23 protein-coding genes and 1 pseudogene are annotated in these 25,520 nt (G+C 44.2%); 21 read left to right on the top strand and 3 right to left on the bottom strand.

Going from position 1 to position 25,520, the window contains the following annotated elements:
* Positions 1 to 59: 59 nt before the first annotated feature.
* The 16 genes and pseudogenes from G9G54_RS13605 to G9G54_RS13530 form a co-directional block, all read left to right on the top strand.
* Positions 60 to 857, top strand: coding sequence for a hypothetical protein (locus G9G54_RS13605; protein ID WP_165178462.1), 798 nt, complete (start codon positions 60 to 62; stop codon positions 855 to 857).
* A gap of 14 nt (positions 858 to 871) precedes the next feature.
* The gene (locus G9G54_RS13600) at positions 872 to 1,846 is read left to right on the top strand and encodes a N4-gp56 family major capsid protein (protein WP_165178461.1); all 975 of its coding nucleotides are present in this window, start codon (positions 872 to 874) and stop codon (positions 1,844 to 1,846) included.
* A gap of 44 nt (positions 1,847 to 1,890) precedes the next feature.
* Entirely contained in the window at positions 1,891 to 2,220 is a 330-nt protein-coding gene (locus G9G54_RS13595; protein WP_165178460.1) for a hypothetical protein, read from the top strand.
* 44 nt (positions 2,221 to 2,264) lie between these two features.
* A complete protein-coding gene (locus tag G9G54_RS13590; RefSeq protein ID WP_165178459.1) occupies positions 2,265 to 2,849 on the top strand; it encodes a phage adaptor protein in 585 nt (194 codons plus the stop codon).
* Positions 2,846 to 4,657 (top strand): SGNH/GDSL hydrolase family protein, encoded by a 1,812-nt coding sequence (locus G9G54_RS13585; RefSeq protein ID WP_165178458.1) that lies wholly within the window; start codon positions 2,846 to 2,848, stop codon positions 4,655 to 4,657. Before G9G54_RS13590 ends, G9G54_RS13585 begins: the two co-directional genes overlap by 4 nt.
* 10 nt (positions 4,658 to 4,667) lie before the next feature.
* Positions 4,668 to 6,059, top strand: coding sequence for a hypothetical protein (locus G9G54_RS13580; RefSeq protein ID WP_165178457.1), 1,392 nt, complete (start codon positions 4,668 to 4,670; stop codon positions 6,057 to 6,059).
* Positions 6,052 to 6,789 carry a hypothetical protein gene (locus tag G9G54_RS13575; protein WP_165178456.1) on the top strand — a complete coding sequence of 246 codons (738 nt, stop codon included), beginning with the start codon at positions 6,052 to 6,054 and terminating at the stop codon, positions 6,787 to 6,789. The genes G9G54_RS13580 and G9G54_RS13575 overlap by 8 nt, the downstream gene beginning before the upstream one ends.
* Before the next feature lie 65 nt (positions 6,790 to 6,854).
* A complete protein-coding gene (locus G9G54_RS25650) occupies positions 6,855 to 7,487 on the top strand; it encodes a stalk domain-containing protein (RefSeq protein WP_238808029.1) in 633 nt (210 codons plus the stop codon).
* A gap of 54 nt (positions 7,488 to 7,541) precedes the next feature.
* Positions 7,542 to 9,002, top strand: coding sequence for a hypothetical protein (locus tag G9G54_RS13565; RefSeq protein ID WP_165178455.1), 1,461 nt, complete (start codon positions 7,542 to 7,544; stop codon positions 9,000 to 9,002).
* Complete coding sequence (locus tag G9G54_RS13560) at positions 9,002 to 9,382, top strand: aggregation-promoting factor C-terminal-like domain-containing protein (RefSeq protein WP_165178454.1); 381 nt, start codon at positions 9,002 to 9,004, stop codon at positions 9,380 to 9,382. The genes G9G54_RS13565 and G9G54_RS13560 overlap by 1 nt, the downstream gene beginning before the upstream one ends.
* A gap of 10 nt (positions 9,383 to 9,392) precedes the next feature.
* Positions 9,393 to 13,691: a hypothetical protein gene (locus G9G54_RS13555; RefSeq protein WP_165178453.1), complete on the top strand. Its 4,299-nt coding sequence runs from the start codon at positions 9,393 to 9,395 to the stop codon at positions 13,689 to 13,691.
* A gap of 95 nt (positions 13,692 to 13,786) precedes the next feature.
* A complete protein-coding gene (locus G9G54_RS13550; protein WP_165178452.1) occupies positions 13,787 to 14,128 on the top strand; it encodes a hypothetical protein in 342 nt (113 codons plus the stop codon).
* Positions 14,109 to 15,146: an N-acetylmuramoyl-L-alanine amidase gene (locus tag G9G54_RS13545; protein WP_238808027.1), complete on the top strand. Its 1,038-nt coding sequence runs from the start codon at positions 14,109 to 14,111 to the stop codon at positions 15,144 to 15,146. Before G9G54_RS13550 ends, G9G54_RS13545 begins: the two co-directional genes overlap by 20 nt.
* A gap of 12 nt (positions 15,147 to 15,158) precedes the next feature.
* Positions 15,159 to 15,518, top strand: coding sequence for a phage holin, LLH family (locus G9G54_RS13540; protein WP_165178450.1), 360 nt, complete (start codon positions 15,159 to 15,161; stop codon positions 15,516 to 15,518).
* A gap of 161 nt (positions 15,519 to 15,679) precedes the next feature.
* The gene (locus G9G54_RS13535; RefSeq protein ID WP_165178449.1) at positions 15,680 to 17,179 is read left to right on the top strand and encodes a recombinase family protein; all 1,500 of its coding nucleotides are present in this window, start codon (positions 15,680 to 15,682) and stop codon (positions 17,177 to 17,179) included.
* Positions 17,180 to 17,201: 22 nt separating this feature from the next.
* Positions 17,202 to 17,567 (top strand): annotated as a pseudogene (locus G9G54_RS13530) (sigma-70 family RNA polymerase sigma factor); the annotation flags it as partial.
* A 326-nt stretch (positions 17,568 to 17,893) separates the two neighbouring features.
* Here the strand turns inward: G9G54_RS13530 and G9G54_RS13525 are convergent.
* Both G9G54_RS13525 and G9G54_RS13520 read right to left on the bottom strand, forming a co-directional pair.
* Complete coding sequence (locus tag G9G54_RS13525; protein ID WP_165178448.1) at positions 17,894 to 18,868, bottom strand: alpha/beta hydrolase; 975 nt, start codon at positions 18,866 to 18,868, stop codon at positions 17,894 to 17,896.
* The gene (locus G9G54_RS13520) at positions 18,865 to 19,494 is read right to left on the bottom strand and encodes a TetR/AcrR family transcriptional regulator (RefSeq protein WP_165178447.1); all 630 of its coding nucleotides are present in this window, start codon (positions 19,492 to 19,494) and stop codon (positions 18,865 to 18,867) included. Before G9G54_RS13520 ends, G9G54_RS13525 begins: the two co-directional genes overlap by 4 nt.
* A 384-nt stretch (positions 19,495 to 19,878) precedes the next feature.
* Here G9G54_RS13520 and G9G54_RS13515 point away from each other — a divergent pair, with 384 nt between their 5' ends.
* Positions 19,879 to 20,340 carry a DUF523 domain-containing protein gene (locus G9G54_RS13515; RefSeq protein ID WP_165178446.1) on the top strand — a complete coding sequence of 154 codons (462 nt, stop codon included), beginning with the start codon at positions 19,879 to 19,881 and terminating at the stop codon, positions 20,338 to 20,340.
* Between the two features lie 102 nt (positions 20,341 to 20,442).
* Here G9G54_RS13515 and G9G54_RS13510 read toward each other — a convergent pair whose 3' ends face one another.
* Entirely contained in the window at positions 20,443 to 21,192 is a 750-nt protein-coding gene (locus G9G54_RS13510) for a YdcF family protein (RefSeq protein WP_028540426.1), read from the bottom strand.
* A 217-nt stretch (positions 21,193 to 21,409) separates the two neighbouring features.
* On the opposite strand from G9G54_RS13510, the gene G9G54_RS13505 reads away from it, so the two are divergent.
* The 4 genes from G9G54_RS13505 to G9G54_RS13490 all read left to right on the top strand — a co-directional run bounded on the left by G9G54_RS13505 (position 21,410) and on the right by G9G54_RS13490 (position 25,446).
* Positions 21,410 to 22,297 (top strand): DMT family transporter, encoded by an 888-nt coding sequence (locus G9G54_RS13505; protein WP_165178445.1) that lies wholly within the window; start codon positions 21,410 to 21,412, stop codon positions 22,295 to 22,297.
* 229 nt (positions 22,298 to 22,526) lie between these two features.
* Entirely contained in the window at positions 22,527 to 23,309 is a 783-nt protein-coding gene (locus tag G9G54_RS13500; RefSeq protein WP_165178444.1) for an NAD-dependent epimerase/dehydratase family protein, read from the top strand.
* Between the two features lie 229 nt (positions 23,310 to 23,538).
* Entirely contained in the window at positions 23,539 to 24,534 is a 996-nt protein-coding gene (locus G9G54_RS13495; protein WP_023989544.1) for an ABC transporter permease, read from the top strand.
* Positions 24,535 to 24,552: 18 nt separating this feature from the next.
* Positions 24,553 to 25,446: a carbohydrate ABC transporter permease gene (locus tag G9G54_RS13490; protein ID WP_165178443.1), complete on the top strand. Its 894-nt coding sequence runs from the start codon at positions 24,553 to 24,555 to the stop codon at positions 25,444 to 25,446.
* Positions 25,447 to 25,520 lie beyond the last annotated feature (74 nt).

The following is a 25,520-nucleotide window of genomic DNA, read 5'->3' as shown; positions in this document are numbered from 1 at the left end:
TGCGGAGGCCCTTTCTATATACAATTTTGCTCCTACCATAGAGCAAGGAGGATTCAACCATGTACGAAGAACCGAACGCCAACCATAGCGAAGAGGAAGTAATTGAAACTGCTGCCGATCAGGTAGTAGACGAGCAAGTTAACACACAAACAGAAGGGCAAGATTCCCCACCACAGGACGAGCCCAAAGGAATAAAGGTCAAGTACAACAAGGAAGAACGCTTTGTGCCAGAGGATGAGGTACCGAATTGGGTCCAAAAGGGACTTAATTACGATAAGGTGTCCGAAAAAGCCCAGCAAGCCGAGCGTTATCAAGAAATGCTTGATCGCACAGCTAAGTATTACGGTTTCGATAACCACGATGATTACATGGCCGCGCTGGAACAGGCTGAAATGGACAAACGCATCCAGCAAGAGGCTGACAAACTCGGCGTGGATGAAGAAGTTATCCGCAACCACTTGCAACCTCTTAACCAAAAGGTAAGCGAGTACGAACGACAACTGAATGAAATGAGAGAAGCCGACGCATTACGTCAGGTAGAAGCTCAGATTACCAGTATGGAGAAGGATACGGATCAATACCCGGACTTTGTTAAGTACAAGGACGAAGTGATCAATCTTGCTGCTAATAATGGCTACCCGTTGGACGTGGCATACAAACTCGCTACGTACGAGGCGCGCGTAACTAACGCTAAAACCCAAGCAGAGCAAGAGGCAATACGAAAACTACAACAAAACGCGGACAGCTCCACAGGCTCACTCGGTGCCGATGCTCCAGATCAAAAGGGTGGATACCTCGGTATGACCCAAGCTGAGCGTAAAGCATTTAGGGACAGCAGGCGTGGACGCGTAATCTAAGGAGATGACCAAACATGGCAACACAAGTACAAGGTTATAACGCAACAACCGGAGTTAACGCATTAACGGCAGAACAAGCGGAGTTTTACCAAGACGAAATGTTGGAGAGATTGATTCCCGAGCTCCAATGGACTAAATTTGCTGAAAAAAACAAGAACATCCCTAAGCGCAAGGGTGCGACAACAAGCTTCCGCCGCCTTAACTCGTTGGCTGTTAACACTACGGCATTGACTGAGGGCGTTACACCAGATGGCGTAAACTTGGATATCGTAAAGCTCACAGCTACAGTTCAAGAGTATGGAGCATGGACGAAAATTTCTGAGTTTATTGACTTGACAGGCCTTGATCCTTTGCTGCAAGAAACATCCGGCCTGATGGGGGAGAATGCTGGAGAGTCAATTGATGTTATTTCTCGTGATGTTGTTGCAGCCGGTACGAACGTATTCTATGCAAACGGAAAGGCTTCTCGAAGCACATTGTTGCCAGCGGATAAAATCACAGCGCTGGATATCCTTAAGGTGCGTCGTACTATGAAACGCAACAAGGTTAAGCCTATCCGCTTGCCTAATGGCGGTACTGGCTATGTAGCGATGGTTCATCCAGACGTCGCGCTGGACATCATGCAGTTGCAGGAATGGAAGGATCAAAACACTTACGTGGATACCAAAAACCGCGAGGAAGGTATGCTGGGCAAGATGTACGGCATCTGGTTCATGGAGGTAGACAATGGCGTTAAATACGCCTCTGGTTCGGCTGGTGCTCCTGCTGCCAATGACGCATATGCTACTATCTTCCTTGGTCGTGGCGCTTACGGTCTTCCGGACATCGAGGGCAGCATGAAGCCTGAGATTATCGTCCACCCAGCTGGCAGCGGCGGTGTGGCAGATCCGCTGAACCAATTTAACACAGTCGCATGGAAATGTGCATTCGCAGCTTTACGTTTGCAGGAATTGGCTATCGTACGGTACGAATCTGGCGCAACAGTATAATACATGGAGCCTTCGGGCTCCTTTTAATTTGAGGAGGAAACAACATGGCAACGAAAGATACTGAGAAAACACCGGAACAGATTCAATTGGAAGAGAAGGATATGGAGCGACAAGCAGCTGCGGCTGAAAAAAGTGTATTGGAACAACTGAAGGCAATGCCAAAAGTTAAAATTATGATCCCTGATGATCCAGCTAACCCGAATGATAAGGTGGTTCCTATCGGATTTAATGGCGTAGTGTACACGGTGCCTCGTGGTAAGTCCGTTGAAGTACCGGAAGCCATTGCAGAAATCTATCAATACAGCTACGAAATGACCCGAGAGGTTAACCAACGCATCGAGAACAGCACCAAAACGGAAATAAAAGGTATGTAATAAGGCCCCGCGTGGGGCTTTTTTTATATGAGGGGTGATAAACGGTGATATTGCAAGAAATATTGGATGAAATTGCAGAGAAATACCCTCATGGATTGTCCAATGATAGCGTAATCCGAAAGATAAACAGCATTCAGATTGAGTTGTTTCGCACCACGTTTAAGGTGAACGACCGCATGTCTATGGATTTACAGGCTGGTGTATTTGAGTACCCGCTACCAACTAAGCGGTCAAATGTTATTGATGTACTGGTTAATGGGACGGAAATCATGTATCAGGACGTAAAAAAAGAAGCTAATATACCGTTTTACTACTTCACTGGTTACAACCTAATCGGTATTTACCCGACACCTGATAAAACTGTAAAAAACGGTATGACGATATTTTACAACCACGAGCCAAAAGTATTGACGGTCAGTGACGTTGGGACCTCGCCAGAGTTGGACCGTGACTTTCACATGCTGCTTGTTTATGGGGCTTTGGTACAGATTGCCGAGAACTTCAATGACGTAGCAATGGTGAATAACTATACAGCAAAATACAACGGCATGATCGCCGAATTCAACAAGGTAAACGACGAAATGCCTGATTACCCTGTAATTGAGGATGTCATGGGGGGATTATTGTGACACAAGCATCTGAGTTAATTGCACAACAAAACGCAACACCGACAGTGGTTGAAAATTCACTGTTCCCGCCAATCTTCAATGACCTAACGGGTGTGTCACCGTCTATTTATGGTCGTGCTATAAGTGACTACTCAACTGTACCGTATGGTTCGTTGGACCGTGCGCATAAGGCCATCGTGCAGACTGCCACATTAAAGGTAGCCTATTGGGGTGACAGCATCACAGAGGGCGTGAGTGACATGTCGGACCCGGATGACAACTATGTTAAGAGGGTAGACAAACTCATTCGTAGAGCGCTGCCTAATGTGACGGTTACCTCTCAAAACTTTGGTTTAGGTGGGCGAGGAATCAATGACGCGGCTAATCCGAATTACAAAGCTGTAGCCACGGAACCGCCTAATATATCGGGTGGATTTTATCGCCCTTGGTCGGTGGTCGGCAAGAGTTGGAAAGATCACATCAAGGACTTTAATCCCAATCTGCTTATTATCGCCTTCGGAATGAACGACTCTTTCTCGGAAGCGTCAGACGCGAACGAAGCTGGCTATTTAAATGGCATACTGAATGACATTGAATCATGGCCCGTTAAACCAAGCGTTGTCGTGGTACCAACCATATTGCCGACGAATGATCCATTTAAAAACTCGCAGACGCAAGAATATACGCTTATGGCTGCTAGGGCTTCACGTTACGTTGCTCGTAATAGAGGCGTAGCTGTAGCGGATGCTAATCGATTATTCACGGTGCTGCGTGATGGATGGGACGATACGTTAAGATCAGCAAGTTACAATGAGCGTGACTTCGCATACCTTTACACTCTCTTTTGGGAGGGTGATAAGTTTAGTTTTTCATTTTCAAACAACCAGCTTATTCCTAATCCAAATGTGACTAATAAGTCTTTAAGAAGGACAAGAGCATTCTACAATGGTGTAATCACCATGGATATAAAGTTTGCGTTAGAAGGAGACCCAGGCAATGAATGGTTGTACTATCGAATATCGCCAACGGCAGGATCTATGCTCGTTATGATCGGGGCCGGGGCAACCAATGGTTACGTAAGACTGTATAGCGTTAACACCAGTAACCAAGCTACATGGGTAGCGGAAAACGCAAGTGTAGCGATTCCAGTGGCCCAATACCATAGAGTAGTCGTATCCGTGCACGATGACCAACACGTCGTATCTGTAAATGGTGTGGAGGTGCTAAACGCAAAAAGCTATGACTCATTACATGCTGGAGCAATACAGTTTGGCAGTGTTGGCACACCGCCGACCATAACTAACCTCATTATGGCCTACAGCGATGTAATAAAAGGTGATCCGATATACGATGAATTGGCTTTGCTTGGAAAATACAATGACTTCAACGAAGAGGGAAACGGCATCAATCATCCGACTGGTTTGGGTCACGCCATGGTGTACGAGGCTGCTTTTTATGGTGTAATTGGCAAGCTATCTGAGGCAAAAGAAAGCGGCATGTTGGTGCCTACAGTAATTAAAGCAGCGAGTTGGAACAATGCGGATGCAAGCTTCGGTAACCCAACGGCAGCAGGGGAAAGACTTTGGTTTGTATTTATGACCACGCAGACCAAGTACAACAAAAAAAGGGGCGTTGCATTGAGGCGCTTGGATACGGGAGCCTATTACAAACTGTCTGAGGTAGTTGTAAGCAAGGAAACCAGCGGACAACTGGCGCCTGGTAGTTTCGGATATTACAGTTATAACGGCGGTACGGACATTCTGTTAATCTCAGTTCCCAACAACGGGACAGTCACATGGGATACAGAATTGTACCGCTACAGCGATTAGGGGTGATGGAATGGAATATTGGACTTCGTCACCCACTAAGACAAAGCAGGCTATTGTAACGCTGGCTGATGGACTCAACCAGTTCACAGAGCCCATTGAAATAAAAGATAGCCAATCCGTTGCAGCGATCAATCTGGATTCAGCTTTATACCCTACGCTTCAAGTGGTCGATGGTCATACACTTCATAGCCAACACACAGGCTTTATAAGCCGCCTGTTTAAATTCGACAATAGATTGTATTGCACAAACGGCAAAGGCTTATACAGGTATTCTGGTGGCTCTTGGGCGGTAGTATTCGAACCTGGAGGAGAAGATAACAGTCGTCCATGGCCTTATTCAATGTTCTTTGATGGTAGTAAACTATTTTTTAGCGATGGGGACATACGACTTCGCCAGTGGGATGGGGTTGCCATTACCACAATAGATAATGCTCCAATAGGAGAATCATTCATAACATCGTACTCTAACCGTTTCTTTTTGGCTGGTAAAGGTGATAACCTCTTGTCCTTCTCAGGGCTTCGTGATGCTACGGACTGGACAAGTACAGATAAGTATGTGGGTACCGGGAAGATCACAGTTGAAACAAGTGATGGCGAGAAGCCTAGCGGTCTGGCAGCTTTTTCGAACCATGTCATACTGTTCAAAAAGAACACGATGCATAAGCTGTTTGGCGAGGATTCGACCAACTTCAACATGACCCAACCATACGGCGTAGGATGTGTGTCTGACCGCTCTATTGTACCAACCCGGGATTCACTGTTCTGGCTCGGCCCTGATGGTTTTTACGACTACATGGGCGGTGCTGCACCTACGAAGATAAGTGATCCAATAAAAAATTACATTGCTCAAATCAACCCACTATACGCCCATAACTGTTGCGCTGGCACAGATGGGCGTTTTATATATCTATCGTTGGTCATGGGCACAGCAACATTACCTAATGTGACCCTTAAATACGACATGCAGGGTGGTCGCTGGTGGCCTGTTAGCTTCGTGGCTACATCCTATTATCTGGACGGTCAGACGCTGTACTTTGGTACGGCTGATGGCAAGATCATGAAAGTTGGCGGCAATGACTTTGCAGGAACAGCGATCAACTGGAGTATAGAAACCAAACCATTCAGCGAAGACGACGAGACGGTCAGAAAGACCATTAACCGCCTGTTTGTCGTGGCAGACATAGAACCCGGATCAACGCTTAATGTCGCCTATGCAGGTGGTACAGAAGGTGTTGCGTGGAATCAGGTGTATACCACTAGCAATGGTACAGGTGCAATCCAAAGTATTCGTATCCCGGTCATCGTCCGCACGCCTGAAACATGGTACCGCTTGAAGTTGTCAGGCACAGGTAAAGCGAAGATACATCGCATTATAAGAGAGGTGAGCAAGAGAAATGGCTAATGTGCAACTACAAACGGTTAACCCGAACTTAGGTGATATAAGCCAAAGCGGTGTGGATCAGCTACGTTCACTGGTTAAGCAGCTCCATAATGCTGCTGTAATGCAGACTGAGGAATTACTATACTTGCTCAATAATCTGGATACTCAAAATATAAATGAGGTCGATGGGGATATCCTCGTAAAAGGTACGGTAACGGCCATCAAAATGAATGTTCAGAAGTTGTCTGCGATTACTGCCGACATGGGAAAGATCACGGCCGGGGAAATATACGGCGCCCACATAGCTACCAGCGAAGATCAATACCCTATGGTGACGATTACGCCGGAAGGATTGATAGCTTATGGACCACAAGGCGGTGAATCCGTTAGCTTAGGTCAAGCTACTGATGGTGGGGCATTGCTATTTATGGATAATGGATCACCGCGCGGCTCGATATATGGTGATGCGGAAGGGTTTCATGTGGGTAATATGGGTGGGATATACATTAAAAGTGTGGATGATAAGACATACCTTCAAGGACCAATAGATTTTACAGGAAACTTAGGAATTACCGGATTGCAGATTCGGGATATAGAGGACTTACAAAGACAATTAGGAGAAATTAACGGAAATATATTAAACAACATGATCACAAATGCCTCCTTCGATAACAGTACCAGAAACTTAAAACTCTATAGTGAAACGAGGACCGTTGCTACAGTGTTTATCCCTGGCAGTTCACCTGAATAATCTCATTGACTTGACAAACCAAAATGGTAGAATTAGGACAAATCTACTATGTGGGGGTATCAGGTGTGAAGAAATGGTCTTATTTACTCAGCGGGGTGCTGATTGGTGCAGTTATTGCAACAGCTGGCAGTGCATTCGCTGATCAAGTGAAAACTTTGATTGGAGCAAAAGTAGCAGGCGAATACACTGTTAAGGTAAATGGGAGTGCGTTAACTGAAAATGCAATTGTAGTCGATGGCAAAGCACATGTTCCTTTGCGTGCTGTGTCTGACTCACTAGGAGCTGGTATAAAAGTGGATGGAAAAACAATTCAGATAGAAACTCAAACTCAAGCTAGTGCTAAATCACCGGCGGAAACGAAAAAAAAACCTCAGCAGGAATCTGAAAACAGTCAGATTTACATCCAAAATTTAGAAGCGAGAATAACTTCTATAAAGAGTTATAAATCTTTTTGGGAAAATTCACTTAAAGGCGCAGAGGATAGTCAAGTAAAATACAACAAAAGGATAGACGAATTAACTAATCTTCCAGCTAGTAATGACCCGATTACTCAGGAAAACAGGAAAAAATCTTTAGCCAGCGCACAAGAGGCGATAGAGGAAAATAGTAAACAAATCACTGAGTACAAAGAAAAAATAGCTAAGTATGATGAAGATATCGCGAAGCTAGAAGCACAGCTTGCAACTTCAACCAAATAATCACTAAGGACTCTCATATGGGGGTCCTTTTATTATGCCCAAAGGGGTGAAACTATGGCGGTCACAAAACAATTACAGATTGGTAATGGTGGAGCAGACTATAACACGGCTGAGGGAGTATTAAAGAAGAAGATTGCACAGAACCAGTCTAGTATAGCCAGTAACGCTGCATACAAGCAGAACGAGACACAGCGTGCCTTACAGGTCATACAGCAACGACAGGCGGCAGGGTTGGATACATCGGCACAGCAAAAGTACCTGACCACCAACCTGGGATATAAGGCACCTACTACTACGCAGGCACAGCCAACGGCAGCGCCATTCAAGCCAATTAACACACAGAGCGCCAACACACAGCAAGGGTCTGAACTCATGGGCCTGATGAAACAGATAGCTACCAGACAGTCTACACCATTCAGCTATGACGTTGAATCTGATCCAGAGTACAAAGCAGCGTTACAACGGGCGCAGGCGAATATTAAGACTGGGACGAATCAGAACATGGCTGAGATGAACCGCCGCGGCATCCTGAACAGCACTATTACTACAGACCGAGCTGACGAAATTGCAGCCGATCAGATGGGACGTGTTTCAACAGAGGTTGTTCCAGCACTGGTCAGTCAGGCCTACCAACGCTATCAAAACCAGCAGGCACAGGAGCAACAGCAGCTGGCTAACATGGGTACACTGGCGCAGATGTACCAAGGCGAGGACCAACGCGGCTTTGGCAATAAAGTCACAGAAGCTGGCTTAACAGGCAATTACATGCCTGAGGGAGCGCAGGGGATTGTAGATAATATTTTATCTCTCAAGCAGCAAGCAGAGGCTAAGGGAGTCACCGCGCAGCAACGGGCGCAGTACAGCGCGCAGGCAGACGGATTACGGGCGCAGCTTCTTTCTATGGGGGTTAATCCAAATGCATACGCAGCCAATGTAAACTCTACTGCAGCACGCGCTGTTAATCCTGGTATCCGCACTCTGCAAGCACAACAGCAGGATCTAGCGGCACAGGGTCAAGCATTTACGCAGAACTTGCAATCAGCACAGTATAACCAAGGTGTACGTCAATATGATCAAAACTTTGCTTATCAGGTGGCACGGGATGCGATTACAGATAAGCAGTGGCAAGCAGCCTTTGACCGTGATGTTAACCAGTTCGGCATGAATTATGCTCTGCAAAAACTCCAAGAGTCAAATAACCAATCATATCGGCAGGCTTCATTAGCCCTAGATAGGGATCGTTTAGGTTGGGATCAGGATAAGAGTATTGTGGATGCCGAGGCTAAACGAGCACAGGAAGCAGCACAAAATATGACGCCACAGGCATTCGCTAAATCTTACATTAATCCGCTTGTAAAGAGGGATGATGAAGGTGTTGTATTAAATAAGAATGATGTAATTGCCGCTGCTGTAGCGAGTGGATATAACGAAAGCCAGATTGATGGGATCTTAGCCCAATACGGGGTAACTAGCGAAGATGTTAAGACATTCCAAAAAAGTATTTCGGGAAACTGATGAGCCCCGGTGGCGCCGGGGCCTACAATAATTATTACAAAGCAACTAAGGACGCAAAGGCGAATCCACGTAATTACTCTGTCGCTAGTTCTGCCGTTGCATCAGCACTCCAGCAAAAAGGACTACCGCAAAGCTGGCTCCAACCTACACTTGAATTGGTTGCTCGGGAGTCTAGCTTTAATCCAAATGCCAAAAATCAGAAGTCCACAGCCCGTGGGCTTTTTCAGTTTTTGGATGGAACGCGTAAATCCTACGGCGGTAACAGTGTGAACTGGAACGACCCAACGCAACAAGCATTAGCAGGAGTTCAATATATTAAAGACCGATACGGCACACCTGAAAAAGCATTAGCGTTCTGGGATAAAAATAAATGGTATTGAGGTGAACAAGGTGAGTAAGTATGACGAGTTGAGAAAAGCAATGGGGTTAGCGCCTGCTGATCCTTCAAAAAGCAAAATTCAACAGTACCGCGAAGCCAAACTTGCACCTATAAAAACAGCAGAGCCCGTGAGCGCTGGTAAATATGACGGATTAAAAATGGACATGGGATTAATACCAGACACCCGTCCAGCAATTACAGATACTTTAAGAAATGTAACGAATCCTATAGCTAAAGATTTCATGGGTAATGGATTAAAAAACATTGTTACTAACGCACAACAAGATGCCATAAACAGAGAAAATAACCGTCTTAAACTGCCACCATCGCTAACGATTGGCCCAGGATTTATTGAGAATTCAACATTTGCTCGGGCCGCTATGGGTGATCCTAGCGCTACCAAAACATACAAACAAACTACGGGCCAGAATGTAACACCAAAAATACAGCCTATGAATGCCTATGAAAAATGGTATGCCGAAAATATCGAAAACTCACCGCTTGATAACGCATTAGACTCCTTATGGTCCGCAGATAGAACTGTTTCTAAGTTCACTGCTGGTGCTTATGATACTGGCACATTTGGCGCCACCCAAGGGCTTGCAAATGCGGCTGTTAACCTTACGCCAGGTGGAAAGGAAAACCTGGCGCCTATACTAAAGGAAACAACAGAAAGTACGCCGTACAAAGTGGGTGAGTTTGCTGGTTATATTCCTCCTGGTGCAGCTATCGGCAAAGGTACTGCCAAACTTTTGAGTCCACTGCTTAAAAACTCGAGCAACCTTACACGAGCAGTTGCTATCGGTTCCGCTGCAGGTGCATTGGATACCACAGCGCAGGAATTGGGAGACGTTACTTTTCGTGATAAAACATTCGACCCAGCTAACATTGCGTTTGGTGCGGCACTTGGCGGGGGATTAGGTGCTGGTGGCGTTGCTGTAGGAAAAGGAATCAGCACTGCACTCTCTAAAATAAAGGGAAATCAGGTTGCCGACGATATATTAGCCCTTCCTCTTGGGCGGGGCGATCAACGCATGGCGCAAGCTGGACAGCGCTCTAACTTGGTGCGTGGAGACGATGCTATTGTTAATCCTACAGATTGGAAGCCTGAACCTTTAGGGCTTCCAGCAGGCCGTAATTCAACATTTATTGGGGAAGCTTCCTCTCCTGTTCAACGTGTGGGAGCAGCTCCAGGAGCAAGCCGTGAACCAATTCAACGGGTTAATGGATCTTCTATTAACCGTCAACAAAACTTCAATATAAACGATCCTGCTGTACCTGAATTCATGAGAGTACGGCAGGCAAGAATAGATGCAGCTAACGCAAAATTAAACGCTGTTAATGAACCGCCTATTAATCGTGTTGCTGATATTACGGAAGCACCTGGAGGTTCTCGTCTTACTGATCCTCAAGTGTCAGTACCCAACCAAGCTGACTCAGTAGAACGTGGATTCGCAAGCACTTTGCGGCAGTCTGAGAAAACACCGGCTGAGTTTGCGGAACGGCTTGATTCTACGTATCGACCTATTACAAATGCCGAGACGGTGCAGCAGGCTAACCGCAGACTTACAGAGGATGTTCGGCAAGCAACGAATTATGTTTTGGATGACTCTCGTTTTACTGCTGAAAAAGCCGCAACGGCACAACGACTCATTGACCATTATAACCAGCAAAAAAATTATGAAATGGCGGTTAATATCGCCAACAAAGTGGCAGAAGAAGCAACCAATGCAGGGCAGTCTATCCAGGCCCTTTCCTTGTTTGAACGATTAACGCCAGAAGGCGTTCTTGTACGTGCTCAGAAGCTTGCTAACAGCGTTAATGAGAAGTTGCCTACCAAAGCGGCAAAAGTGAAAATCACGGATGACATGGCAGCTAAAATGACTGATCTAGCAGAGACTACACAACGTATGACTGGCGTTAAAGGGCTGGCTAATGATGTTGTAGATATCTTGAAACGTGCTAAGGCTGGCGAAAAGCTGAATGATGCTGAGTTGGAGCATCTTACTCGTTTCATCAAGGAATCCAAACAGTTCGTAAAAGAATCCAGTCGAAAGGTCAAACCAACACCACCACGTAGACCACCAGCTATGAAAGATAAGCGTGTGCGCGATAATATAGTTAAGTTTCTGGATGCACAAGAAGCAGCAGCACGGGAACGGCTGCGTGCACGCGGCATTCAAATTAGTTCATTGCCTTTGGATGTATGGGCTGATCAGGCTATTGTCGGAGCTGCAAAGATGGCTAAAAATGTAGTTAAGTTCTCGGAATGGTCAGAGGCAATGGTGAAAGAGTTCGGTGAAGGCATTCGACCAAGCCTAGAAGGTCTATATGCGCGGTCTAAAGAAGCCTTTGAACTATCAGCTAAGAAGGTTAGTCAGGATACCATTAGCCGAGCCGAGAAACTAACTGAAAAGATAATCCGCGAGAAAAATTTAACGGACAATGAAGCTGAATCCTTGTTGGTTCTAGCTCGTAAAGTATCTGGTTTATCTGGAGATGCGAAGCGTATTGCTTCTCAGGATTTGCAAGTAATATTACAGTCCTTGGACAAACCTGGTTTTTGGAAAAAAGTTAGTTCCGCTCAAACTATGGCACAATTGCTTAATCCAAAGACTCAGGTGAGAAACGTGCTTGGAAATGAATTATTTTATCGTGTTGAACGATTAAATAAACTTATAGCTACACCTATTGATTGGGTTCATTCTAAAATTACTGGAAAAGAAAGATATGTCACATTTAAGACCAATAACCAGGGTCAGTTTTGGAGAAGTTGGATGGAGGGAGCAAAGGCAGGTTGGAAAGGTGTTAACATAAACGGTTTACAGACACAATATGACCTATCAGGGCAGGCTTTTAAAGGAAAATACAACCCTTTAACATATCTCGAAAAGACTCTTGGGGCCTCATTGAGAGGGTTTGACAATGCAGCATATATGAGAGCGTACAATGACACTTTGGGTGAAATGGCTACATTGGATGCTAAGAATAAGGGCATTAAGCCAACACGTGAATATGTACAAGACTATACTAATCGTGCCGACCAAAATATATTGGAGATAGCTGACCAGTACGGTAAGTATGTTACATTCCAAGATAAGAACGCAATATCAAATGCATTATCAAAATTTAAGAGAGGCCTTAATTTTCAACAAGATTTTGGGATTGGAGACTTGGTATTGAAATATCCGAATACGCCTGGTGCATTGCTTATGAGATCTTTGGAATATAGTCCAGCTGGATTCATAAGAAGTGCTAGTATTCTGTTTAAAGGCATTCGCTATGCTGAGTCTAATCCAAGAGAAATGATGTTATCCTTGTCACGTGCCATTGTAGGAACGTTCGGAATGATGGGCATGGGCTATTTCTTGATGGACAAAGGCATTATTACAGGTGAAGCTAGTAAAGATAAAGATATCAGAGCATTACAACAATCTGCCGGTCAAGGACAATATCAAGTGAATCTTTCCGCATTGCGTCGCTTCGTAGAATCTGGATTTAAGTCTGATGTTAAGTTACAAGAAGACGATCTTCTGTATACCTACGACTGGATGCAGCCTGTATCCATTGCTATATCCATGGGTGCTAATATCAATAAGAATGTGAATGATAAGAAAGAGGCCGATGAAAGCCCTGTTCTCGGAACACTAGCGGCTGGATACAATAGCTTTGCTGGCGGTATAAATACTTTGCAACAACAATCAGTCTTGAAAGGACTTGCTGATGCTGCATCCGGTTATGCAGGACAGACTGCAACAGATAAAATTGTCGACATTCTGTCTGACATTCCTTCATCTTTTATCCCTACTATATTAAATCAGGTGAAGCAGACACAGGATAACAACAAGCGTGAAACCTACTCGCCAAATAAATTGGAACAATCTCTTAACAAAGCACAGGCTAAGATACCTGGACTGGCGCAAAAGTTGCCTAAGAAATTTGACACTTTGGGGCAAGAACAAAAGCATTATCAAAATCCAAGCTTGGCTAACATATATTTGAATCCTGGTTTCCCATCTCGTTATACACTGTCACCTGAAGCTCAAGAAGTGGTTAATCTGATTACTGAAACGGAAGATGAAACATTGGCACCACGTGTACCGGGTAAGACGCTTAAAGGTAACAAGCTGACTGGAAAACAATTTAGTCGGTTGTCTCAAGTACAGGGAGAGGAAACGGCACGTAGAATTAGGAAGCTTAGTGGTACAACGGAACAGAAGGCAAATCAAATGGAAAAATCGCTTAAAAAGGCTAGTGAAAAAGCACGTAAGCAGATTATGCAAGAATTCAATTTATCTGCAAAAGACTGATTCTATATTGGAAACGAGTGGTAATGATTACTAACTACACACCTTATTAAGGACCCCGTTTATTCGGTGGTCCTTTTCTTTATGGGGGTTACACGATGGAATATATAGAGCTGGATGATGATAGCCGAGAGTGTGCGGTATCTCCAGAGTTTTTGAATATGGTTTTATGGTTACTTGGCCCAGCAGCACGAGACAAGTTTTTATACCCGGCGGTGGACAGCAGTGTACGACTTTATAATTTCAGCAGCAGAACAGATCATCAAGAACGGGCTTTCGCTGTCAACGGCAGCCGGAATAATATTTTTGATACTGAAGCAAAAGAAAGTGAAAAGACTACTTCGAAAGTGGCTTCCTTGGCTGCTGACGGAGGAACAAGATATACGAATGATGCGAATGGAATCCAAGATAGATTTAATCATGCAGGAGGTCGGGATTGAATGGGATGCGAACACGCCAAACGAAGATTTGCCAAACTTTCTGAAGGGGCCAAGACGGCCCTTTTTATTATTCTGGGCGACGTCTACCTTTGCCCAAGATGCCGACAAATCCAACAACTGGAGGGACAACGAGATGGGGAAAAAGACAATCGTAATTGATGCAGGCCATGGAGCTAAGGACCCGGGAGCACTCGGGCCAACAGGGAAAAAGGAAAAGGATTTTAACTTGACTATGGCTATTAAGGTAGAAGCATTTCTAAAAGATAATCCTGAACTAAAGGTGATTCTTACACGCAGTACAGACGTATTCCTGGAACTTAAAGAGCGTGTATCTATCGCTAACAAAGCTGGTGCAGATACTTTTGTATCTATCCATGCGAATAGCAGCAGCAATCCAGATGCAACAGGTACAGAAACGTACTATATGCGTCCTACCAGCAAGAACCTTGCTAACACCATACACAAGCATATGGTAGCAGCTACAGGGCTTAGAGACCGCGGCGTAGCTTATGGTAACTTCCAAGTTATACGCAGCACAACAATGGATGCAGTCCTGGTTGAAGTCGGATTTATTAGCAACGCGGTAGAAGAAGCAACGCTCTTTGACAACGACTTCCAAAACAATGTTGCTCTAGCCATCGCCAAAGGATTGTGCGCTCACGTAGGCGTACCGTTTACGAGACCAGATACACAGCCTACACCAACGCCTGTTGCTCCTAAACCAGCCGATAAGCCAGCAACGTGCCCAGAAATTGAGGTGATCGTAGGAAAGCAAGATTTTGTTGGCTATAGCATCAATAATGTAACCTTTGTACCATCCCGGCCGATCGGTGAAATGCTTGGCGGTAAGATCGGATATACAGGCGGTAAGGTTACCATCAACGGCGACGCGGTAGAGACGGTAAACATCAACGGTATCGGTCATGTACCAGCTCGTGCACTAACCACTGCACTTGGAGCGCGGATCTTTTGGGACAAGGGTAATCCAAAACGGGTAGACATTTTCCCTAAACTATAAGGAGTGATAGTAATGAAGGAACAATTAATTGAAGCAGCTCAACCCTACGTGTTAACCATAGTAACGGCCCTGATTGGTTTATTGGCTACCATTGCAACAAGCGCTCTGAAACAAGCACAGAAGAAAGCATCGGAATACTACGTATCCAATACATCGGTCAAGGATCGGGAGTTTTTGCACAAAGTAGGTGTAGAGGCAGTTGCCTACGCTGAATCCGTGTTTAAGGACTTCGAAGGAGATAAGAAGCTACAGGAGGCCGCGGACTATGTGATCGGTAGGCTGCGGGTAATGGGCTTAAATGTGACGGAACAGGAGATACGGGCCGTAATCGAAAAGGCTGTGCAAGATTACAATGCAAAGAAATCTGCTTGAGCCCTTCGGGGCTCTTTTTTTGTATATGGACAATCCCTCGGCGCATACGATGTGCTGAGGTGATGCACACATGCATGTAAAGTTTACAACGTCTGATTCTACTGACAAGCTGCGAAGCGCCTGTTATGATTATCTCTATCAGAAATATGGGGGTATGCAGCGTGATCGGAATTTATCCACGAGTATCAACAGACGAACAAGCGCGAACCGGATTTTCGATAGACTTCCAGATCAGAGAAGGGAAGAAGAAAGCCGGGACAGATGACGTTAAAATATATTCGGATGAAGGATATTCAGGAGAATTTCTGGAACGTCCTGGTCTGACGCAGCTTAGAAAAGATGTAAAAGCGGGTATTATTACTAAAGTTATTTGTTTGGACCCGGACCGGCTAGCCCGTAAACTCATGCTTCAACTTATCATAACGGATGAATTTGAACGAAGTGGTGCGGAACTTATTTTCATTAATGGTGATTATGCCAAAACACCAGAAGGTCAATTATTTTACTCTATGCGTGGTGCTATTGCCGAATTTGAGAAAGCAAAGATTAATGAACGTATGAGTAGAGGCAGAAAAGAAAAAGCCAATCAAGGAAAAGTAGTCAAAAATAATTTTACGTATGGATATGATTTCGATAAGCAGAATAATGCAAATGTTATAAACGAGTATGAAGCACGTGTTGTGCAACTTATTTTCAATCTCTTCACCCAGCCTAATGAAATCGCAGAAGGGATAAACGGTATAGCTGTATATCTTACGGGTCAAAAAATACCAACAAAACGTGGTGCAAAGGTTTGGCACAAACAGGTAGTCAGACAAATACTGATGAACGAAACGTATACGGGTAGATTTGCACAGAATAAATGGGATACGGAAGGCATGCTGGGTAATAAGCACAAGCCAAAAGAAGAAAAAATACCTATCAAAATGCGGCCTAAAGAAGAATGGATATGGGTTGATTGCCCACAGATAATAACTGAATTCCAGTTTGAACAGGCGCAAAAACTGTTAGGAGAGGCGCGACGCCGCTTTGCTAAGAACGGATTGCGTAAGTATCTACTATCTGGTCTGGTCCGTTGTGGAGTGTGCGAGAATACTATGACGGGAAGAAGAAGTAAGAATTGGGGGAAATACGTATTGGAGTATGTCGACGTAAAGAACACATCTGGTGCAAAAAATAAAGGGTGCGGTATGAAGATTTCCTGTGAAACCATAGATACTATTGTTTGGGATCGTGTACACATGTGGTTGTCACAACCAGAAGAAATTGCGGCCGCTAGTATGGAAGAGACACAGGACTCATTTGCAGATCAGGAGCTAGAACGGATTGAAAATGACTTGGAGAAGATGAAGGCAGCTCGTAAACGTCTTATCAAGTTATTCTCTTCTGATATCGGGATGGGTGAAGAGGAAATAAGAGAGGAACTCAAGGAACTCGCAGAACGTGAAGAGGGTTTAAAGCAACGTCATGCTGAATTGACTGCTGAGGCGGATAATATACAGAATTACGAAAGTAGCCGTAATCTGCTCAAGGAAACGTTGGAATACTACCTGACCCTTAATCCTGATGAGCTCACATTTGAGGATAAGCAAAATCTAATCCGTCGAGTAGTTAGAGAAGTAAGGGTAACTAAAGATGAAGTGAACATTATTACCTTTTAGCACCCCTATTGTCATGGGGATAGAAATTCTTATGCATTTACGATCCCTAAAAAAAACACGCAAAGACGTATCTCTCCACGATCCTATAGGGACTGATAAGGAAGGCAACGAGATTACTTTGATTGATATCCTCGGCACCGAGGCGGATGATATTGTAGATAAAGTACAGCTCAAAATTGAGAAAAGTAAAATCTATCGCAACCTGGATATTTTAGATGAGCGTGAAAAAGAAGTGGTGATCGGCCGCTTCGGCCTGGAAGCCGGAGGAGAAGAACGAACACAGCGGGAAATTGCACGAGAACTGGGAATTTCGCGCTCGTACGTGTCACGAATCGAAAAGCGCGCGCTGATGAAGTTGTACCATGAGTTTTACAAGCAGAAGGGGTAATGGATAAGGAGATATATGAAGCCGCTTGAGGCCCTTAACAGGGCCTTTTTAGGTCTTTTTATAATTCAATTACTTGCTTCTTTTCAGAGGCGTGTTTAAATTGCATTCCCCTCTGCCCATCCAATATTCTTATCTAAGGCTATCTTATAAAAACAACTGCTCCTTTTCGCTTAAATAATAACTATTTTGCTATGTATTTTCATTTAAAACGCAAATAAAAGCCTGTAGTGGTTTTCTACACTACAGGCTAAAAATGCTTGGTATTATTGGGTATTTTTACTTCGTCAGGACAAGCTCCTTCGCTAGTTGGCTCTCTTGGACTGAATTTATTTTCCTACATACTCATCCAAAAAGCGATCTACTCTTTTGAAATATTCAGTGGGGTAATGGTTGATGGCATCGATGTGCTCCGTATTTTGCGGGTACCATACTTCTGCTTTTGGGTTATCTTTTAAGGAATCGTAAATAATTTCTGTATTTTTATAACTAATTTGCTGATCTCCAGTACCATGAATGAGCATAACTGGCTTGTCTTGCATCTTTTTTACCGCATCCATAGGAGATATGGAATCAAGATCAACCTTAAAGGCCCAATTTGCCATCCATGTCGATGTATAACTGAATGGAAATGCAGGTAAACCTGAAAAGAAGGGCAAACCCTCTCTCAGAAATAGACCAGCATTACGAAAAGGACTATCTGCAATTACGGCTTTGATGTCATCACTTTCACTAGCGGCTAGCAAAGAAGTAGCAGCACCCATTGAAAAGCCGATAACTCCAATCTTATCACCCGTATGGTCTCTGGATTTTAAATAGCTTACAGCTCCTAGCAAATCGTATTTTTCATTGAAGCCCAGTGTAATCAAATCACCATCGGATTTACCTTGTGAGCTGAGGTCAAATGCCAATACATTGTAGCCTTTCGGAACGAAATGCTCTACTAACTTTTGGGTCCGCCCTTTGACTAAACGATTGCTCGTATATCCATGGACGACAATAATCGTCTTATTACTTGCTTTACCAGAAAGACCACTTGCAGGAAAGAAGGAACCTCTAATCGTATTATCATTTTTCAAACTCTTGAACTCGACCTCTTCGTAGGGAGTTTTATCGATATTCAATTCGTAGCTGACATTAGTGTCTCTAGGATGGTGCAACAAGGTGTCTACTACTTTATAAGATATAAAAAATACAAGAGCCATCACAAGCAAAAGCACGATCCCTAGGCTCCATAAAATTTTCTTTCGTTTTTTCACACGAACGTTAATTGTCAGATCGGGTTGTAATGATGCCTGATTCATTCAGATTCCTCCAGTTTTTCTTTAGGTTGTATGGGGGCGAACAAATAAAAGGCATGCCCCTTCAGATTTTCCCACTCGGGATGATGAATAATACTTTCTCCAAGAGTTAAGCCCACTCCATTTAGGAAAGAGATATAGGCACGAGAGATCATTGCTGGAGAAAAGCTTTTGTTGAATTCTCCCATTAACTGTCCCTTGGCATAGACGGATTCGATTGCATCTGTCATTACCTTTATACTTTCAAGGACCTTCTGTGTAAGTTCAGGGAATCTTATTCGTTGTCCTAAGACAGATTGAACAAGCCGCAATTCATTTATATAGAAGTAGATACGGTTGAATTGTTCTGCCACCATGTTCTTAATCAATACGCCCGGCGTCCCCTCCTGTTGTAGACAAGCAAGCGATTTCGCCTGAATATCAGCAAGCGGCTCAAGGACAGCGGCGTAGTATAAAGCTTCTTTGCTGGGGAAATATTGAAAAATGGTTCCAGGAGTCACTCCCACACTCTGCGCAATGATCGCCGTTGTGGTATTAGAATATCCACTTTCTGCGAACAGGACAACAGCTTCTTCTAGGATACGTTTACGCCGCTCCAGTCTTTTTTCTTCATTGATGGGTCTTGCCAAATGTATTCCCCTCTCTTTAAACTAAACTTTAATTAATTAAATGAATGATTATTTAATTAATAATATATCTTAAATTACGACTTATAGCAAGAGTGAATTTATTTTACTTACAAACAGAAAGGATAAATGACAAAGAAGATACGTAGAACTCCGCAGTATTTGAAGGCCCTAATCAGGGTCTTTTTTCATTACTTGTATTTCGAGCAAAGTTCAAAAGGGTATGGGTAGAGTGCAAGATCATGATTATGACATCAGCTGGACGAATATCATTACGGAACGCGGACGTAGTGGTGAGTCTAAATTTTCGCACGATGACTCTACGAGAAAATTTGTTTATACTTTAACTACTTAATAGTGAATGCAATGGATATGAGGTGGAAGCTAATGATTCTGGTAAGTTCGTGTTTGGCGGGCATGAAGGTACGATATAACGGGACAGATAGCCTGGATGTACATATTCAGAAGTTGGTAGAGGAAAAGAAGGCTATGACAATCTGTCCTGAGCTTTTGGGGGGCTTTGTGACTCCGAGAGAGCCTGCTGAGATTGTTGGAGGGACAGGGGAGGATGTGCTGAACGGCACAGCCAAGGTGGTCGAGTTTTCAGGCAACGATGTCAGCGATATGTACATTAGAGGTGCGTACGAAGCCCTGAATATAGCCAGAGAGGTTAACGCAACATTTGTTGTTTTAAAAGAAAACAGCCCGTCCTGCGGATCAGCAACAATATATAATGGGTCATTCGAAAATCGTAAAATAGTAGGTAACGGGGTAACCTCGGCTTTGTTAAAAAAGGAAGGCTTTAAGGTCATATCGGAAGAACAAATATCGGATATTTTCTTGGATTAAATATGAAATGGTAGATCAAGCGCCTTGCTAGCTTACAGGCTTATACCTGCGAGCGCAAGACGCTTGTTTGTGCTATGTGCCGCTATACGATTAGACATCACATTATTTAAGCTTTAATGCAAGAATTCCTAGGTATTCCTTGAGGGCTGTTCCGGTTGTAGACATGGCCCCAGCAGACGGCGAGAGCTTGCCAGCATACAGTGCCAGCTTTTCACTTGCCAGATAGTCGGTAGGATAAGCTATGACCTGCATGCCTGCACGCTGAAATTCCAGTGCAGCACGTGGCATATGGAAAGCGGAGGTCACCAGAACAGGTCTAGTGAGTTGATGTTTTCCCAAAATTTGCGATGTATATACGGCATTTTGCTGTGTGTTCAAAGAACGGTTTTCGATCAGGATGTCCTTTGCCGGAATACCGAGTCCTAGTAGCTGCCTCTGCGCAATATTTGCTTCATTACCACTGTCTCCAAACACTTGCCCGCCGGAGAAAAGAATGGGTAAGCCTGTTGCTTCGTGCAGTCGGGCCGCAGTGAGCAGTCGATTAGCCGCAGATCCTAGCAGATTGCCTTGTCCATTGATGTCGGGGGTTCCCTGTGTGGCTCCGCCCCCAAGTACGACAATGACATCGCCTTGAACGGTACGGGGTTGTGGGTACTGTTTTTCCAGGCTACTGATTAACAAATCTCCAGCCAGATTGGTCGAGGATACATACAGCAGCAATGTGACAAGAAGCAGTACGACCGCAGGTATACGTGCCCTTTTCCATAGCCAGATCACGAGCCCTGCCATCACCAGGATGAACAAACCGGGAGGGAGCACAAAGCTGTACAAAAATTTGATGATATAAATCAAGTTCAGACAACCTCCTATCCTTATAAGCTTTATCTATCTTTTTGGTATATTGTAACATAGGAAAATGACTGGATTCCTCTGTCCGAAGACATACCTCGATGAACAAGCGGGCATGAAAGGTGGAGCTTTCCAATACATATTTTTTGTTTGATAAAGTTGTTCTGTAGGCGTAGTATATAAAGTCTAGTGATTTTTTTCATAGAGGAGCGATAGCGTCATGGGAGAGTTAACGACAGCCAAGCGGATGATGATGATCGCGCTGCTGGTTGTATTATGGGGCATTTCTTGGCCCATTTATAAAGTCGCATTGGAATTCACACCTCCACTGTTGTTTGCGGGACTACGTACACTGCTGGGCGGACTACTGTTGGGAGTGATTTTAGTACCGAGATGGAATCGCATTCGTTGGAAAGAAAATTGGCGGGTGTATGCTATTTCAGGTATTTTTAACGTGGTACTGTTTTATGGTCTGCAAACGGTGGGACTAATGTACGTCCCTTCCGGCTTGTTTTCTGTGCTGGTATATCTCCAGCCTGTGCTGGTCGGCATTTTTGCATGGATGTGGCTAGGGGAAGCGATGTCCAGACTCAAGGTGATTGGATTGGTCATCGGATTTTTGGGCGTTGCAGCTGTCAGTGTAGGCGGATTTTCAGGGCATGTGGCTGTGGCAGGTGTAATCATCGCCATTATTACAGCCGTGAGCTGGGCATTGGGAACGGTATATGTGAAAAAGGTAAACCAGCGTGTGGATTCGCTGTGGCTGGTTGCATTCCAATGTACACTGGGAGGCATCGTGTTGACGGGAGCTGGAACGGTGACGGAAAGCTGGTCAGATATCGTATGGAATGTCCCGTATGTGTCAGGGCTGATATTCGGCACGGTGTTGGGAATTTCACTTTCCTGGTTGCTGTATTTCACACTTGTTAATTCAGGGGATGCGAGTAAGGTTGCGTCTTATACGTTTTTGGTGCCTGTGATCTCGGTGTTTGTCAGCTCGTTGGTGCTGGGCGAAGCGATTACGGCTTTCCTGCTTATCGGGTTAATCTTAATCGGGCTTAGCATTTATTTGGTTAATCGCAGAGCGAGAGTAGTACGACAAGCTTGAGCGTAGTAGTTGAAACCAAGAGATTGAAAGATAGAACTTGAAACTATAGTAACAACAAGGGACTCTTGCACAATAGTAGGGTCCCTTTTTATATGCCGACAGGAGACACAGCTAAGTGGGCTATGACCTACCGAATTCGAGAGTTTAAGGGGTTTCCTCCCTGGGGAGTTGGTTAAGATTATGATATGGATGACAGCATACAACCAAGCAAAGAAGGGAGATGCGGACGATGGCACGAAAATTATTGATTACAGGTGCGGCAGGTACAATTGGGAAAGTATTGTATGAAGGGCTACAAGCGGAAGGTAAATATGAAATAATCGCTGCTGATGTGAAGAGGGATGAAGAGGCAGGGATTGTGGAAATGGATATACATGATGCTGCACGACTGGCTGAGCTTACACGCGGAGTGGATACGGTACTGCATTTTGCATGGATCAAGGATGAAGGGGATTTCCTCGGCAAAGTGCTATCTGGCAATGTTAGTGGAGCCTACAAGCTGTATGAAGCTGCGGTGAAAAATGGGGTAAAACGCATTGTTTTTGCCAGTTCCAATCATGCCACAGGGTTTTATAAAGTAGGCGAAAGCATAGATGTAGAAGATCCCTACCGACCAGACAGTTTTTATGGATTGAGTAAGTGCTACATTGAACTGTTAGGACGGCTGTATGCCGATCAGGGCAAAATATCTTCAATTAATATCCGTATCGGAAATTTTCCTGGAGATGATCGGCCCCATTCGGAGCGCGCCGCTCATATTTGGATTTCCGAGCGTGATATGATCCGTCTGACCGTCTGCTGTATCGAAGCTCGTCCGGAGATGAGCTATCTTAATTTGTACGGTACGTCAGCCAATACGGATAATTATTATGACATTGGCTATTTGGAAGAACAAATCGGATATAAGCCGCAGGATAACGCCGCCGAGCTGCTGGAACAGGCAAAGAAAATCGGATTTCGGGTAAAACAGGATGAAACCACATTCCAGGGTGGGCAAAAAGGAGTGAAGTAGATCGTTCAAATATGCTTTGTGACTGGACTCAAGGCGTCGATTAGACGCCTCATATTACACAAAACTTCACAAATATCCGAATTGTTCACTCCTCAGGACACTCCTTTGTTCATGAAGCATGAGAGGCTTCACTTTTCATTTTGAATGCGCTTACATAAAATATAGTTATACGGCGGCGGTGCTACAAACTTTGCTGTCGGTAACGTATACAGAGGGGGAGTGACTCACATTGAATCAGCCTATGCCCAAAAATTCTGCAATGCTTACAACGGATTCCCGCCTGAACGGTAAGAGGCTGGGAACGGGTAGGAAACACGGCTTTTTCTATGAACTGTTCCGCAATCGGGTATTATTTCTGATGTTGTTGCCCACTTTAATTTTTTTCTTCATTAATTCCTACATTCCTATGGTGGGTATTTATTATGCATTTACCCAGTTCGACTTTAATACCAGCCTGTTTGATGCCAAGTTCGTCGGACTCCAAAATTTTCGCTTTCTATGGCAATCCGGCACGCTGACAAAACTGACATTGAATACGGTCGGATACAATGCAGCGTTTATTTTACTCGGTAACGTGCTAGCGATTGTTCTCGCTATTTTGCTGAATGAGCTGCGAGGCCGCTACTTTAAAAAGATCGCTCAATCCGTGATGTTCCTGCCTTATTTTGTTTCTTTCGTTATTCTAAGTGTTATCGTGTATAACATATTTAATTATGATAATGGTTTCCTGAATACGCTGCTGCTGCAATTTGGTGGTGAACGCGTGGATGTATACAACAAACCATGGGTATGGATTTTCCTGATTATCCTGTTCTATTTATGGAAAAATCTCGGCTACAGTATGGTGATCTATCTAGCAGCGATTACAGGTATCAGTGACGAATATTATGAGGCAGCTAAAATGGATGGGGCCAACATTTTTCAACGAATCTGGTACATTACCGTTCCGATGCTTAAATCGACATTCGTTGTGCTGCTGTTGTTTGCGCTTGGTAGTATTATGAAAGGACAATTTGATCTTTTCTATCAGTTAATCGGCAACAATGGGGTGCTGTATAATACGACGGATATTTTGGACACTTATGTGTACCGTTCGCTGAAAGTGACTTTTGATGTGGGTATGGCTTCGGCGGCAGGCGTGTACCAATCATTGTTTGGCTTTGTACTGATCATGACCGTGAACTATATCATCCGCAAGTTGAACGACGAGTATGCCTTATTCTAGAAAGGAGGACCCAAACGGATGGCGATCAAAGAAGATGTATACACTCGAATTTTTAAAATTATCTCTTATGTGATTATCATTATTGCTTCCATTGCTTGTTTACTCCCGTTCCTACTTATTATTTCGGCTTCACTGACCAGTAATGAATCGATTATCAGGGATGGATATCACTTTATACCACAGCAATTCTCACTGGAAGGTTACCGGACGGTGTTCACCTTTCCTGAAGAGGTGTTAAGGGCATACGGGGTGACGATTTTTACCACAATTGTAGGTACGACGTTGGGCCTGTTCCTGATGACGATGGCAGGATATGTGCTGGCACGCAAAGATTTTAAATACCGTAATGCGTTTTCATTCTATATTTACTTTACGACGCTGTTCGGAGGCGGTTTGGTACCTTGGTACATTATGCTGACGAAGTATTTAGGATTGCTTGATACGTATACAGTGCTTATTTTCCCGGGATTGATGACTCCGTTTCTGATCATTTTAATGAAAAACTTCATTCGTTCCTCCATGCCGGAAGAGCTGTTCGAGTCCGCTAAAATTGACGGTGCGGGTGATTTTAAAATTTACTATCGAATTGTGTTGCCTTTATCTACACCGGGTATTGCCACTGTGGGACTGTTTCTGGCCTTGGCTTACTGGAATGACTGGTTCTCATCCTCACTCTTTATTAACGATCCGCATAAATACCAGTTGCAATATTATCTGTATAATGTAATTAACTCCATGCAATTTATCGCTCAAATGGGTGCAGGTACTGGCGTAACCCTTTCCAACGATATGCCGACAGAGTCGACCAAAATGGCAATGGCTATCGTGGTTACCGGACCTATTTTGCTGCTGTACCCGTTCGTACAGCGCTATTTTGTTAAGGGATTGACCATTGGTGCGGTAAAAGGCTAAAGTGGCACTCAAGGACTGTGATGGCATGACGTGCTGACGTTGTGCCATCTAAATAGCACTCTTTGTAAGCGTTT

It is taken from the genome of Paenibacillus sp. EKM212P (assembly GCF_011066115.1).
Classification (GTDB): domain Bacteria; phylum Bacillota; class Bacilli; order Paenibacillales; family Paenibacillaceae; genus Paenibacillus; species Paenibacillus polymyxa_B.
This window is presented reverse-complemented; position numbering and strand designations above follow the sequence as displayed.

What these genes read in the sequence shown, in the direction of transcription:
- G9G54_RS13605 (WP_165178462.1), top strand. Translation starts at nt 60, where the DNA reads ATGTACGAAGAACCGAACGCCAACCATAGCGAAGAGGAAGTAATTGAA.
- G9G54_RS13600 (WP_165178461.1), top strand. Translation starts at nt 872, where the DNA reads ATGGCAACACAAGTACAAGGTTATAACGCAACAACCGGAGTTAACGCA.
- G9G54_RS13595 (WP_165178460.1), top strand. Translation starts at nt 1,891, where the DNA reads ATGGCAACGAAAGATACTGAGAAAACACCGGAACAGATTCAATTGGAA.
- G9G54_RS13580 (WP_165178457.1), top strand. Translation starts at nt 4,668, where the DNA reads ATGGAATATTGGACTTCGTCACCCACTAAGACAAAGCAGGCTATTGTA.
- G9G54_RS13575 (WP_165178456.1), top strand. Translation starts at nt 6,052, where the DNA reads ATGGCTAATGTGCAACTACAAACGGTTAACCCGAACTTAGGTGATATA.
- G9G54_RS13565 (WP_165178455.1), top strand. Translation starts at nt 7,542, where the DNA reads ATGGCGGTCACAAAACAATTACAGATTGGTAATGGTGGAGCAGACTAT.
- G9G54_RS13560 (WP_165178454.1), top strand. Translation starts at nt 9,002, where the DNA reads ATGAGCCCCGGTGGCGCCGGGGCCTACAATAATTATTACAAAGCAACT.
- G9G54_RS13550 (WP_165178452.1), top strand. Translation starts at nt 13,787, where the DNA reads ATGGAATATATAGAGCTGGATGATGATAGCCGAGAGTGTGCGGTATCT.
- G9G54_RS13545 (WP_238808027.1), top strand. Translation starts at nt 14,109, where the DNA reads ATGCAGGAGGTCGGGATTGAATGGGATGCGAACACGCCAAACGAAGAT.
- G9G54_RS13540 (WP_165178450.1), top strand. Translation starts at nt 15,159, where the DNA reads ATGAAGGAACAATTAATTGAAGCAGCTCAACCCTACGTGTTAACCATA.
- G9G54_RS13525 (WP_165178448.1), bottom strand. Translation starts at nt 18,868, where the DNA reads ATGAATCAGGCATCATTACAACCCGATCTGACAATTAACGTTCGTGTG.
- G9G54_RS13515 (WP_165178446.1), top strand. Translation starts at nt 19,879, where the DNA reads ATGATTCTGGTAAGTTCGTGTTTGGCGGGCATGAAGGTACGATATAAC.
- G9G54_RS13505 (WP_165178445.1), top strand. Translation starts at nt 21,410, where the DNA reads ATGGGAGAGTTAACGACAGCCAAGCGGATGATGATGATCGCGCTGCTG.
- G9G54_RS13500 (WP_165178444.1), top strand. Translation starts at nt 22,527, where the DNA reads ATGGCACGAAAATTATTGATTACAGGTGCGGCAGGTACAATTGGGAAA.
- G9G54_RS13490 (WP_165178443.1), top strand. Translation starts at nt 24,553, where the DNA reads ATGGCGATCAAAGAAGATGTATACACTCGAATTTTTAAAATTATCTCT.